The following is a 13,510-nucleotide window of genomic DNA, read 5'->3' as shown; positions in this document are numbered from 1 at the left end:
ATTTGCTGCACATTGTAAGGGTTCGATAGGGCGTGTAAAGCCATATCTATAAAGGGACGATAAAGATATGGACTTATCACTACCTCACAATGATTTTAGTCGATGTTGGCTGAACTAAGGAGTGGTATTACATCGGTAAGTGCGAATTTTTGAACAATTACTCACGACGTTTAAGAATCACCCCCATCTTCTCGCCGAACGCGAGGGTTAAATACATGAATATCTCATTGTCATCGACGGCCCACGACTTACCCGAAACCAAGCTACCCGTTTGTGGTAACTCGCGATTTAAATAAGTTTCTAGTGCTTCTTTGTTGGTGTAATTCAATTCGGTTAACGAGAAGGTGATCTTTGAGTCAACTCGTCCTTGAACTTGGATATTGCTAGTTACACTGGTTTGAAATGGTGTTGCATAATCCGATTTAGGCTCAAAAGTGGTAATTAACCGCGCACTCTCAGACTCGGGGCCATCGATGATGAGTTGAGTCCTGATGCTTAATGAGCGCTCGCCATAATTAACGGTCGAGTGTCCGCTCCAAAAACCAGTAAACGGTTTAGTTGGCGTATAGTTTAGTTGGAATAATAGATAACCAAACGCGACACAGATAGCCCACATCACGAGCACTTTATAGTGTTTCGATTTTAATTGCATAAGGTCACTTGTTCTTGGTAAGCACAATGAACGGTTTCTTCATCGTCTTTTAAGTAGATGGCCATAACCTGTTGGTCTTTGTCGATAACCACTGTTGGTGCCTGGGATAGTGTATCTATGTGTTGGTTTTCTGCTTCGACCACTGAAACTTGCTCTAGATAACGTGCCGACGGGGCGAATGAAGAGCCTAGTCCGTAACCTACCGCTACTGCCAATAAACAACCGATTACAGTCACCGCCCCAAAGCGTTGTAAACGACTTTCATCACGAGGCTGAATCTTACTCTTGTTTACACGGTTCAGTTCCTCGACTTTGACGTCAACAGGATCGAAATCACCGTGCTCAACAGCTAAATACTTTGCTGGGATTTCTGGCGAAACATGGAGGTGTTCTTCAATGAGTTTAGGCGCTATTGCTAATAAGTATCCTTGCTTGGGAATAGTACGAATAAGTGAGCGTTGGTCGTCTCCCATAGCTTTTCTTAAACGTTTGACCAGTTGGTTAATCGTCGCATCCGTCGCATAGGTGTTTTCATACAGCTCTTGAACGATGTTTTCACGAGTAAGCACTTCAGGAACCTGTTTGATCAATACATTCAGCAAAGCGGATTCTTTTGCTCTTAATCGAGTGAGGTTATTGTCTTTAGACAAAACCCCTGATGTTGATGAATACAAGTATTCACCAATTAGGTAAACAGGTGGTTCTAAAGTGAGTTTGGTCATAGGTAAATGGCTGAATAGAAACTGATTTTATTATCGCATTTTAGTCATTATCATACGTTCAAATTGCGGTGTCTCTGTTAAGGATAGGTGGTGAGCCAGCGACATGAAGTTACTTACATCGTGGCCGTTCTCTTCGGCAGTATTGCGAGCGTGTTCAACGGCGTCTAACGCGGCGCTTAATGCTTGTTCACCGTTAGCATGAAAGATAAAGTCGATGCCTAACTGAGCAGCAGCCCCAGCTGTTTGGTTGAAAATATCCTGTGTTCCCCAGAGTGGGCGAGGCAAGTGTTTGAACTCTTCATTTTGGTGGCTGCATTACCGCCTTGCACTGAGCCGTCAGTAAAAGCTTTCAAGAATCCGATACGGAATTTATCGGTTTGATATTCAGCTCGTTGGGCGATCACTTGTGCAAAGTCTGGGTAGTTATTCACGATGCCACCCACGACACGGACATTAAAGTTGTCTTCGCGAGAGGCTTCGACCAATGTAGCTAACGTTTTTGGTGACATGATCATAAGGTCAGAAGTGACAGTGATGCCTTGGCGGGCATACTGCTGAGAAGCAGCGACGACATCTTTGACTTCGGGCGTTGGGAAGGTCCCTTTGTATGCGTGCATAACGGCAGCCTGACCTAAGATCATACCCGTGAGCTCACCGTTTTCATCTTTGATGTATTCCGAGTTTGGTGGTACTTCACTGTCTTTAGTGATGTTTAACTCTTCCATTGCTTTGCTGTTCAACCAGCCACCATGGCCTTGCATAGTAATAAACATCGGTAGATCTGGATGAGTTCCGTCAATTTCTGCTAATGATGGGATCTCTTGCTTTTTAACATCCCAGCCTATCCCCATTAACCAACCATCTTTATTGGGTGTCATTTCACGAAATGCAGCAATCATTTCGTCCTGCTTTTGGTATTTGAAGAAGCTAAGGTCGTGCATAGCTTCTATGTTGCCACATAACAATATATGGCTGTGGTTTTCAATAAAGCTCGGCATTAAAGTTTCACCGGCTAAGTCATGCAGAGATGCACGAGGAAATTGTGCTTTCAGGCTTTGCTCTCCACCTAGGGCAACAATATGACCGTTTTCTATGACGACAGATTCGACCGTTGGGTTGTTGTCGTTCATTGTAAGGATAGAGCCGCCAAAATAGAGAGTTTGATTGTGATTCATAGTCGATACCTGTGTATTTGATGAAGAGCGTGAAGACGTATTGGTTTCGCTGCTAAGCAGCTTTCTAAATAATTTTGCGATCATGACTTTTGCCTCGCTATGTGCTGCCGATGGAAGGCCACTCTTGACAAGCGTGACCTTCAATATTGGTTTATCTGGAAATAGGTTTATGGGGTGAGGTTAACTCTTGTTCTGCATGAGAGAGCGACGTGGCAATCCACGACAGATAACTAATCCCGAAGCTACAATCAGCATCAGAGCGAGCATGGTTTTGATCGCTGAGCTGTGTCGTGCTTCTGCGTTGATTGCAAGAATGATGTTTTGCTCTTCAACGTTTGAAGTAATGTCAGTAATCAATATTCGGAAGTCGTCATTGCTTGTGAAAGGAAGCGCTGGGATGTTGAGAACCGCTTCTTTGGTTGAAGTTGATAGTGCTTCGTGGGAATTGACGTCATTCTTTAGATTGCCAGTTAATGAAAACATCAACACGGAACCAAGAATAGCAACACCAAAGGCTTGACCAACATTGCGTGATGTTGCTTGGATACCACCAGACTGCTCCGCATCACGTTGTTCCAGTGCAGATGTTACCGTGATCGATGCTTGAGTCATGAGTACGCCCACACCGAAACCAAAGATGGCTAAACCGACATGTTGAAGCGCATTGACGCCTTCTTCTGTGATGCCTAATGTAGCGATGATCAACCCGATAAACGAGATAGAGAAACCAGTTAGACAAACGGTTCTTACTGTCAGGTTAGACATTTTGGCGGGAGCGATAACCGTACCTAAGATCATGCCGACGGCAAACATTGTCATGAGCAAACCAGCGGCCATTGCACTTGCACCACCAACGACTTGAACATAGGCAATGTTGATGAACAAAGAACCAAACATCAGGAACACGATGGCACACAGGGACAAGCCAATAAGCACTTGTTTATTCTTGATAAATGCAGATGGAATCAAAGCGGTGCCATGTTTCGCTTCAAAACTGGCTTCCCATTTTAGAAGAATGAATAGCGCTGCTAAGCCGAAAAATACAAGCGGTAGTGCAGGGGAAATACCCATGAAAGAGACGTCAGATATTGGAGTAACAAGTCCCCAATCTGAAATTTTGAGTAGGCCTACAATCGTTGACAACAAGCCAACCGAAGAAAGAACTACGCCAACAATATCGAACTTTCCTTCAAATTTAGTTTTTGGCATCGCCTCAAGCTTGAACGTCGCAAGGAAAACTAAAATGAAGTAAGCCGTTACGCCAAAGAAAGAAATGGTAAAGCCCAGCAACGTGCGCCAAGATCGCAGGAACAAGGAACACAGCCCCAAAACCTGCCGCTACACGTCCACCAAAAATTAGTACATCCATGTTTGGTGATAAAGCAGCAATCGCACCAGAAACAGCAAGCAGTAGAGCACCCAAGCGCAGTTGGCGTCCCCATCCTAAGAATAAGCCAGTTAAGCCACCCACAATCATGCCTGCGCCTGCAATTAAGGGGTACATGGCATTAGCGAATTGAATTTCAGGCATGGTAGCGCCTAGTTGTGTAATTAATGCTTCGGTCGCAACGGCAAAACCGCTGTTATCTAGCATCGTACCTAACTGGGCAAGTATTAGGATGCCTAAGCTCAGCCATTTGGCTTTGCCTGCAGTCCCTTTGATTTCAGCGTCAAGAGTTGTACTCATCAGATACCTCGATTATTAGTTTATTATTTGAATAGTGTGTCGAACTGATGATTAGTATTGAGGTGGGTGAGGCTAGAGCGCTAACAACAAAAAATAAGGTGTCATGATTTTGTAACTAGCTGTTTTTATGGAGGTAAATTTAGTTTTGTCACTTTTTGTTCTATGGCGTTATTGGGCGGTTTACTGCTTATGTCGGCACAGATCACAGTTATATACTGGGTAAGGAAAAGTATTGTAGGTTAGAGCGATTAAGAAGCGATCAAGGTCGTTTTTGAGGTGCTCGGTATAATCAGTGCGGCATTGTCGGAGTGTGTTTTTATCATGAGGTCATTGTTCAGAAGCACAGTGTTTATAAGGAAGCGAGCCGCTAACTCTAGGAGCTAACGGCTTGTTTTGTTATCAATATAATACGAGAGATTTTGAAGTGAAGGGGACTAGAAAGTGTAGTTCAGTGAACCTGACACTAACCATTCCCGATGTGTAAAGAAGTCTATGTTGGAGTGGTTCTTTCGAGTTCCGGTAAAGGTCGCAATACTCCAATTGTCCCAACTTCCAAGATCTTTGTACTCATAAGCGATGAATAACCTATAACTATTGTCAGTTCTGCTTCGAGCGAATATTGGATTATCTGCCCGGTAATCATTGTGCACATAGTTACCTGTCACAGCTAAGGCGTAAGCAGAAGAGGCAAAAAAGTACGAGGCCTCAACACCATACCTATTGTGTTGATTTGCTTTGCCATCAGCATCGTGGAACGTATAGCTTAAACCGTAATTGATACCCGATTGAGGGCTTAACATCGAAAGATACTTAGCTTTAATAAAGTACGCTTGACTATCGCGCTTTAAAAGCTGATTGGGAGCATTGTCTTCATCTACGTCAGCATAGGCGTATGCCATATCTAGCGAGATATTCGTCTGTGCAAGGTTACTCAGTTTTACGCGTACAGCACCGCCATCAACATCGGTTTTCGTCCGACTCTCTTCGACTTCATATGGGTTTGTCCATACTTCACCTGGAATCACGGTTGGTAAGTAGGCCACATCAAAAGTTGTGCCCGAGTCTAATTGTTTTTGGTAACCAAATTCGAATGCAAGCGTACCGACCGATAAGTCATCACGAGACGTACCCACATATAAGCGGTGAGTTCGATCTGCACCAAAATCAAAATTCAAATTTCCCAGAGGAGTAAAAATTACCTTGTCACCATCGTCGCCACGGTTTGATTTTGCACCTAAATTTGGGTTGCCCTCGGTATAGAGATTTGAATCTGAATGTGTGTAGAGAGTAGCAAAAAGTATTTCGCCGCTGAGTTGATCCCACTCTACTGCATATGCAGTCGTTGTTACTGAAGCTGTAGTTATAGCTGTCAGGGCAATTAAAGACATTTTTATCGCGTTCATAACAATCTCAATATTAGGCTTACCTTCAACTTTCCTTGTCGTATGGTTAGAAATCCGTTCCATTAAATCAATTCAAAAGCATGCGATTCGACCTGAGTCGATTTGATTGCCGGTATCGACATCACCTTAGAAAGCTCGACGCATTCGCTTGAGCTAATGAATGGGAAGTTAATTATTCATGGTGCAGGTAGGTAAGGCTAATTACAAAAAATGACTTTACGATTGTTATTTAAGTTATTTAAGTTATTTAAGTTATTTAAGTTATTGATTATTAATAATAATTATTTAATGTCACTTTTATAGGGTAGGTGGGAGAACACCTATTTAGACAGGATTTAGTTGTTTTTAGATGTTTGGTTTCGAAAAGGTCGTTACAAACGGTTCGAAGGGTAACGCTTAGTAGGAAGGCGAGAGAAAGATGGGTTTATGTATATTACCGGTCCTATGAAGCATAAGTAGCGGTAACATATTTTAAATCTTGTTCCAACTATGGGCTTAGTTTAGCCTTCGTCATGTCAGTGTATGAATCTGTACGTTGGCTATTTTTAAAAACATTCGTGAAGGATGCTTGTTTAACGAAAAAATAGTGAACCGTCTAATGGAGTTACAGATTAATGCTTCAATTGATTTTTATATCTATAGTCATGCTTTGAATTTCACATCTGGTTGTATAATAGATTCTAAGCTATTGATAAAATTTGCTTTTTTTATTGCTTCTTTTCGGTTAGTAACGTTGATTTTTTTATAGATGTTGTATACGTGCGTTTTTACCGTACTTTCTGAAATAAATAGGTCGCTTGATATTTCTAAATTTGAATCTCCTCTAATGACTCGTTTAAATATTTGAACCTCTCTTTTGGTTAGGCTGGACAGTATTACCTCCGACTTGACAGTATATGAGCGTGCATTAGATAAAATATGTGACATTAACTTTCTCGGTAACCACAAATCATCGTCACATACCGTTTTCAAACAACGTGTAAGGTGCTCAATAGGAGCATCTTGATAAATCACCCCTTTTAAATTAAATACATTGAATAATTGCATTACAGTAATGCTTTGTCCTGTAATATCTTCGGGAACATCATAAACCACCCATTTACTTGACTCTAGTTTTGATATGGTGCTGTTGATATCTTTGATGTCGGTCAAGAGTAAGTAGCTAATGAGAACGACATCAAATTTTTTATGATTACGTGAGTGCTCAACACCCAAAATACATTCTCTATTGAAAGAAAAATCACTGTATTTTTCTATTTCTCGTTGGATAAACTGGTTGTTAATACCGTTGTCACCAATTAGGAGTATGTGTTTTAAATTATCTTTATGGTCATACATAACTTACTCCGAAACTGACGAATTATGTTTTGATTATATGATGCTGCGTTTTATATAATTATGTTACATATCTAAGAATTTATATAATTACATATTTACGGCTGCTGTGAAAGTCGAGGTTCAATAGAAATTTGTAATGTATCATCATATTGTCCTCCCGGTTTGTTTTCAGTTTCACCAATGATAAAACTCAAAGGAATAGGTTGACCAATCGTAGCCGCGAGACGTTGAACACGGGCATCCAGTTGTGCAAGGTTTACTCTGTCGCTATCGAGGGCAAGTTGATATGGAATATCCCATTTAGTGTCGTTAGATTCATGGCGTAATTTTCCTTGATGAGATGATTCCAAAACGATGGTATATGCAGTATTGCTTTGAACCCATAGGTTAGGTGCCGAACGAACAACCTTGTTTGAATATAATGTCCCTAGATCAAGGTCATAATGTTGCTGGGTTAACCCATAAAAGTGAATTTTTGCAGCGGGTGGGACGTTAACGGCAATAGGCAGTGAGCTAGGGCTGATTTCTATTTGTTTGTTATCTGAAGTATAAGAAGGCGAGACTTCTAAAAGCCCTCGATAGGTTCCTGACTCTAACCATTGTTTGCTCGGAAAACGCATTTGTATCGTTGCGGAAGGTTGACTGTCGGTTAATGATAGATGCCACTGATTAGCCACTGGCATGCCAACGAACCCACTCCATTCAAAATTAAGTTTGTCTTGGTTTGACCCTTTAAGCGATCGACTGGTATCGTTAAGTTGCAAAACTAGACTCAACTTGCAGGGTTCGCCGATTATATTCGCTTCTATACGGTAAGTGTTTATTGTCGCAAAAGTTCCTGCGCTGAAAACGTCATATTGTGTTTGGGATGAGGTGGGTTGAATAGTTAACGCACTGGCTTCACATCCAAATGCAGAAGGAACATGGCTTATGGCGATGAGGCTTAATGTTCCCCAAAGAACTTGTTTATTCCACATACACATCTCCTAGTCTTATCAAATTGTCACTGCGTTCACTGAGGGTAATGATGACGGACTCTTGTCCTTTAGTGTCTAGTACCAACTGATATTTACCTGGCTTTAATCCAGATATTGCAAATATGCCGTTACGATTGGTAAAGAAGTCAATCGGCAGTTGTTTTGCCTCGCCAAGGTAATGTGCCACACCCGCGACAAGTGAAATAGGGTTGTTACTTTTACGATCGAATAGCTTGCCAATAACCGTTAATACCGCATCCGATCCGATCTGTAGCTGGAATCCCCGTTTATAACCAGGCTTAATCCAAAAAGCACCATCACCTAAGTCATAGCCTGGTGGCAAGTTATCGACCTCGTAACCGATGACTTGGCCATTATAAGCAACAAGATCAGGAACCATGGCATCTGCATCCCCTTTAAGGTAAACGCGTGCGTACTCACCATCTTTTGTTGGGTCGACAGCGACGTCATTTTTTGCGAGGCTTTCGTGCTTGCTAACAATAGCAAATGCTTCGCGCACCGGTCTGCCGATCGTCACAGATGAACCTGCAAAAGCAAGGGCGCTACTTATAGTCACGTCAGTACTGTGATTTCGTGTTTCACCATTAATGTCTTCAAGCCGCGAAGCGTGGGTCGCGTTTAATTCATAACGGTTGGCCGTGTAGTTAATACCAGCATCCATATCGGCATCCGTTTCTTCATTAGTAATGACACTCGCAAACGCCGACATCCCTCCTGTGTTACCAATATTATTCTGATAGCTGTAATCTAAGGCGGCTTCATTAAGTTCTGTGGTGTAACGACCGACAACACGAGTTTGTCGACTGAGAGGCCAGCTTATGGTGACAGTAGTGCTGATATCATCGTCTTCGGTTGCGTTATGCCGATAGTTAACGCGTGCACTCCAGGTGGCGGGAGTATCAAACAGTCCGTCCGATAAACTCGGGCTAATCAACCAATAATCGTTCTCTTTGTCTACTCCTGAGCGATAATTGAGGGTCATGGCGGCACGTAAAGACTGACCAAGGTAAATAGAGCTGAATGCAGATACATAATGGGTGGTTAAATTGATATCGATATCGGAAGCATCAAACCCTGAGACCCCAGTAAAATTGTTGGTCAGATATTCATAACTTACACTCAGTTGTGGGGACAGCGTGTTCGTATTAGAAAATTCCGCATCGAACGCAAATTTGTAAGCGTCGCCAGTTCCAAATGTAGGGTGTTCGCTACGCGAAGCATTGAGTTCAGTGACGCCCCATGTAGAAGCGAGTAAAGCGGTGGCTCCATATTGGTAAAGATCTTCACGGGTTTGGAAGTTGGTACCTAACGTTAACCAAGGGTTAATACCCACATCGACATAACCATGCAAAATGCGTTCGTCGGTTAGATATTCTATTTGCCCATTCCGTAATTCAGAAGGCGCTCCATACATGACGCTATATTCAAACTCACCGCTATTGAGCAAGTCGTTACCGGTCGCAATAGAAAACTCGATGCGTTCTTCATTCCCGGAGCGGTCGGTGATGACGAGTACAATATCATTGCTACCTTGCGCTAGAGGTATGTCACTAAGGTTATAGCTACCAGCGCCTAGCGTTAATCGCTGGACTGCAATCCCATCTATATAGACATCGACATTTGAAGCTCTTTGAAGTGTGAATGATTGATTGGCTCGTGGTCGTGCATTTCTGGTTGGAATGAGTGTGAAATCTCGAGTTAAGCCAATACCAAGTATGTCGGTGCTGTCCTGAAAAGATTGACCACTGTTGTACATATCGCCGAGCACAAGTCGTGTGCCTTGTTCTGCAAAGTCAATATTAAGACGAGATCCTTCTCTTACGTATCGCGAATCTTGTGATGAGCTGTTTTCTAAATAAGATTCATACTCAAAGTTTAGAAAACCAATGTTAAGTGCTGAGTCAAACTGACTGCGATAGAGGTCCTGCCTTGACGAATTCTGATCGACATATTGGCTCTCATTAGCCGAAAGAGCAAAGTTAACGTATCCACTAAACAAACTTGGCTCAGCATAGTTATAAAAATCATCTGCGCCGTTCATAGACAGTTGCTGGGTTAAGCTAAATTCAGGCGGTACTGTCACGATGCATTCTAATGAAGAAAAATCGAAACTAAGACCTAATCCTACGCTCTCAAAATGGTGCTGAGACAACATTTTATCGTTTGTCGTGTCATTGAGATTCCTAATACCTTCTTGAGTTACGACGGACGAAAGGAGAGAAAGCGTACTTTCCTTCGGTAACAAGATCTCGTTGTTTGCGGTAATGATAATGTCCGCCTCCCCAAGTATGGTGTCACTTATCCTTAACAAAGAGGTAAGTTGAATATCTCGTCCTGTCGGGTTCAAGACCATTTCTTGACCCCAAGCAGCAGGGCTTAAGGCAGCACAATAAAAAAGTACTAATACCAAGACATACAAAACTTGCCATATCTTGGGATAGGTTTCAGTTTTCATGCCCATGGTAAGTGCCCACTGGTAAATAATTTAAAGAAGAAGGCAAAGTAATAATGGAGCGTGGTGGAATAAACTGCTCACCTAAGGCCTCATGTACTTTTTGGCTCTGAGATTCGAGCCCCGCAAAATGAAGTAACGATGTATAGGTAAATCGTGACCCAGAATTAGTGAGTGTTAGTTTGCCTTGTTCATCTATGTGTAATTTCACGTCAGGCTCTAAAGAGGACGAGTGAATGTGCAACAACGCATTGTAGTGAACTTGTAAATTGATACCGGTTGTTAAACCGATGGGTTTGTCTATTCTCGCGTTGTTCTGGCCAATATTCACGGTACTGAAGCGAACGAAGTAACTCTGGGAGGTTTCGAGTGATCGGTTTCCCAACCACTGTATACGGAATACTTGGCGTGCACCGGGTGCCAACATTGCGGCAGGTGGAAACACAAACATCTCTTCACTCGATAGATCTGATGTTTGAAACGTGCCATCAGATAAGAAGTTCAAACGACGAACGTTAGCTTCAAGTGGGAGAGCTTGTGTTGAATTGTTAGTTACAACCAGTTGCGATGTTGCCCGGTGATCTGTGTTGAGCTCGATGACGGTCGGAAACAGTGTTATGCCAAACGTTTGTGCACACAAAAAGCAATAAATGAGCCCACCCAAGATATAACGTCTCATTGCTATTGATCCTGCTCTATTTCAATAGATAGGGTGTTCACGTCATAATTTTTAAGAGGCTGCATTTCAAAAAAGCGAGTGGAGTAGGGAAGGACTAAAGTACCCGGAATACGTTTAGCGATTTCTACGCCTTTTAAATATGTTGAATTTTTACCATCAGATATCTTCCATGTTGTATTGGTTAATCGACCATAACTATTACCACTGTTAAGTACCTCAAGAACCCATTTGTTCTTTTTGTCATTTTGTTCGATACTTTTAATTTCTAGCTGAGAAGCTGTGTTCTGAGGTCGTACGTTGATAAGCGTATTAAACTGAAGCAAAAGACTTACTTGCCCTTGATTACTGCTCGCTCTTTGAACTTTTACTTGCTTAACAGCAATGCGATACGCTTTAGATTCTGTGATGGAAGGATCGCCCAAATACCGCACCATAATGGATTGTGATCTTCCAGGCTCTATTATTGCGGTCACCGGTATCACTAATAACTCGTCATCTGCAGGCGTCGTGGTCTCTTTCCCATATTCGTTCATTGTCATAAATACTGGAGACAATTCAACCGTGAGTGGTTCGGTAGACGAATTCTCAACCCTCATCGTCATTTGAGCTCTTTTTCCTAGTGGTGTCATTTCCATAGACATCGGCTCTACTTTGAACGCATGAGCTGACAAACAAGTGAGTGACAATAACAAGAGAACAGTCCATTTATGCATGATCCATTTACACATCGCGGTGAGCTCCAAATTAAACTAAAGTCAGTGATGCAACTGAGGTTAAGGTGTTTTAAAACTGAGGTTGAGATTAAGCCGGGGGCCAAATAAGAGCCCCCGACTTATTAACCTCTAATTTGAGGTGATATTGACGGTTAATGTATCTGAGTAGCCACCTGCCCATGGGGAGGTTTCTGTTGTCACAATATCAATAGATGCGGCAACACCAGTAGCCAATACTCCGGAACCACCATAAGAATTACTGACTGAAACGTCATTTTGACCTGGGCCCCCTGGTGCATTAAGCGTGAAAGGAGCTAAGCCTGAAGGATTAAATGTTGCATCGTATGTAAGAGCGTAGTCTTCGCTATCGTCTGACTCTAGACCACCTTCAGCACTTGTCAGTGTCACAGTTGCACCATCGACGTCATTACATTTCATGTTAAGACCACTAACAGAAAGATTTTGAATTTGAGATACGTTACCGAAGTCCATCAGTTGCGTTGAAAGACCAGTAACTTCACATACAGGTGAAACAAAACCAACTAGCTGGACATCACCAGGAGCGGCTTGGACTTGAGCACCAAAAATAGCAGTAACTGTTGCTGCGTAGAGTGTTAGCTTTTTCATTAGAAATTCCTTTATCTTAAATGATTGGCTCGAATGCTGCTGAGCGTTTGTTGTTCTGCAGATACATTGCAGAGTTTTCACTTTGTCACGCTATGAATCGAAGGGTAAACTTCGATCTCAATAACGTCTTGATAATAACCTGCGAAACGCAAGCTATTTTCGAGTGCTACCCTAAGGCTCCCATGTTGAGCGAAAGGAATAACACCAGAACTGTCTATCATTACTGATGATATAAGTTGGCTGCTGTGTCGACTTTCATAAAGACGGAGCTCATCTATTTGTAATGACAAATTATAAGTTTCAATAATATCAACGCCTTGTTGTTGATATTTTAGGCCACCGTATTTTGAGTTAATCGTTATACCCAACGGGCGGTTGCAATACACATTAAAAGGCAACGATTGCTCATCGAGATGTTCGGTAAACTTCATAATGTTGCCAGAGAAAAAATTTATTTCGCATCGATCTTTGATCTTGCCGTTAATTCCTAACGTTAAAGTATTGGCACTGACATTAAATGAAAGTGACAGAGCCAAAATTAACGTGGAGATGATGAAGCTATGAAGAAACCAACATACTTTGTACATAAGCTCACCTCTCCCTAATTGAATGTAACGTGTTGCTTGGCTAACAAAACTATAAGAGCTAAAAAAAATGGCGAAGTAGTAAAAAAAGTTGATTATTATCCATAAGTATGAGATTTCGTATGATTTTTAGTTGGGAGAGTGATACAAAAACTTAGATAATAATTTTATATTCAATTAGATACATAGCTTTTACCTAAGTACCAGTTTGATTAGGCATTTTTATTGAATTGATAAAATTAAAACTATGGTCTACGCGTTTGTTTAAAGTCGTAGGTTGTGGCGAATTTTTCCTACAAATCGTCTTCAACGCGATGGTTTTAGTAATATAAATACGACTTTAAAACGTACGCGGCTTTGTTGCGTAATTCAATGGAACTAAATCAAGAACCTACGATCTGATCAGCTACGTCCACTCTCTCTCGTAGCCCTATGCCTAAGCCTCGTTACAAAACAACCAACTGGAAGCAATACAACCAA

14 protein-coding genes are annotated in these 13,510 nt (G+C 41.9%); all 14 read right to left on the bottom strand.

All coding sequences use genetic code 11. From position 1 onward, the window contains the following. Window positions 1-157: 157 nt before the first annotated feature. Window positions 158-652, bottom strand: a complete 495-nt coding sequence (locus tag AACW75_RS06235; RefSeq protein ID WP_145570801.1) for a hypothetical protein — start codon at window positions 650-652, stop codon at window positions 158-160. After that, a complete protein-coding gene (locus tag AACW75_RS06230) occupies window positions 643-1,374 on the bottom strand; it encodes a winged helix-turn-helix domain-containing protein (protein WP_145570803.1) in 732 nt (243 codons plus the stop codon). Before AACW75_RS06230 ends, AACW75_RS06235 begins: the two co-directional genes overlap by 10 nt. 30 nt (window positions 1,375-1,404) lie before the next feature. Further along, entirely contained in the window at window positions 1,405-1,659 is a 255-nt protein-coding gene (locus AACW75_RS06225; RefSeq protein WP_145570805.1) for a hypothetical protein, read from the bottom strand. Further along, entirely contained in the window at window positions 1,593-2,633 is a 1,041-nt protein-coding gene (locus tag AACW75_RS06220) for an amidohydrolase family protein (protein ID WP_145570807.1), read from the bottom strand. The genes AACW75_RS06225 and AACW75_RS06220 overlap by 67 nt, the downstream gene beginning before the upstream one ends. Window positions 2,634-2,729: 96 nt before the next feature. Further along, the gene (locus tag AACW75_RS06215; protein ID WP_237297686.1) at window positions 2,730-3,758 is read right to left on the bottom strand and encodes a hypothetical protein; all 1,029 of its coding nucleotides are present in this window, start codon (window positions 3,756-3,758) and stop codon (window positions 2,730-2,732) included. Window positions 3,759-3,762: 4 nt separating this feature from the next. After that, on the bottom strand, window positions 3,763-4,236 hold the full coding sequence (locus AACW75_RS06210) for a hypothetical protein (protein ID WP_237297684.1): 474 nt from the start codon (window positions 4,234-4,236) through the stop codon (window positions 3,763-3,765). 434 nt (window positions 4,237-4,670) lie between these two features. Beyond that, the gene (locus AACW75_RS06205; protein ID WP_145570809.1) at window positions 4,671-5,639 is read right to left on the bottom strand and encodes a DUF2860 family protein; all 969 of its coding nucleotides are present in this window, start codon (window positions 5,637-5,639) and stop codon (window positions 4,671-4,673) included. Window positions 5,640-6,281: 642 nt separating this feature from the next. Continuing rightward, window positions 6,282-6,977, bottom strand: a complete 696-nt coding sequence (locus tag AACW75_RS06200; RefSeq protein ID WP_017076032.1) for a helix-turn-helix domain-containing protein — start codon at window positions 6,975-6,977, stop codon at window positions 6,282-6,284. Between the two features lie 95 nt (window positions 6,978-7,072). Further along, window positions 7,073-7,954 carry a hypothetical protein gene (locus tag AACW75_RS06195; protein ID WP_145565678.1) on the bottom strand — a complete coding sequence of 294 codons (882 nt, stop codon included), beginning with the start codon at window positions 7,952-7,954 and terminating at the stop codon, window positions 7,073-7,075. After that, window positions 7,944-10,436 carry a fimbria/pilus outer membrane usher protein gene (locus AACW75_RS06190; RefSeq protein ID WP_445329513.1) on the bottom strand — a complete coding sequence of 831 codons (2,493 nt, stop codon included), beginning with the start codon at window positions 10,434-10,436 and terminating at the stop codon, window positions 7,944-7,946. Before AACW75_RS06190 ends, AACW75_RS06195 begins: the two co-directional genes overlap by 11 nt. After that, a complete protein-coding gene (locus AACW75_RS06185; protein WP_017080974.1) occupies window positions 10,420-11,106 on the bottom strand; it encodes a fimbria/pilus periplasmic chaperone in 687 nt (228 codons plus the stop codon). Before AACW75_RS06185 ends, AACW75_RS06190 begins: the two co-directional genes overlap by 17 nt. Before the next feature lie 2 nt (window positions 11,107-11,108). Then, a complete protein-coding gene (locus AACW75_RS06180) occupies window positions 11,109-11,834 on the bottom strand; it encodes a molecular chaperone (RefSeq protein WP_145565680.1) in 726 nt (241 codons plus the stop codon). A gap of 114 nt (window positions 11,835-11,948) precedes the next feature. Then, the gene (locus tag AACW75_RS06175; RefSeq protein WP_017076027.1) at window positions 11,949-12,446 is read right to left on the bottom strand and encodes a hypothetical protein; all 498 of its coding nucleotides are present in this window, start codon (window positions 12,444-12,446) and stop codon (window positions 11,949-11,951) included. 77 nt (window positions 12,447-12,523) lie between these two features. Further along, window positions 12,524-13,033 (bottom strand): hypothetical protein, encoded by a 510-nt coding sequence (locus AACW75_RS06170; protein WP_017076026.1) that lies wholly within the window; start codon window positions 13,031-13,033, stop codon window positions 12,524-12,526. Window positions 13,034-13,510 lie beyond the last annotated feature (477 nt).

Origin of the sequence: Vibrio sp. L3-7, assembly GCF_963898195.1 — a bacterium.
GTDB classification, from domain to species: domain Bacteria; phylum Pseudomonadota; class Gammaproteobacteria; order Enterobacterales; family Vibrionaceae; genus Vibrio; species Vibrio echinoideorum.
This window is presented reverse-complemented; position numbering and strand designations above follow the sequence as displayed.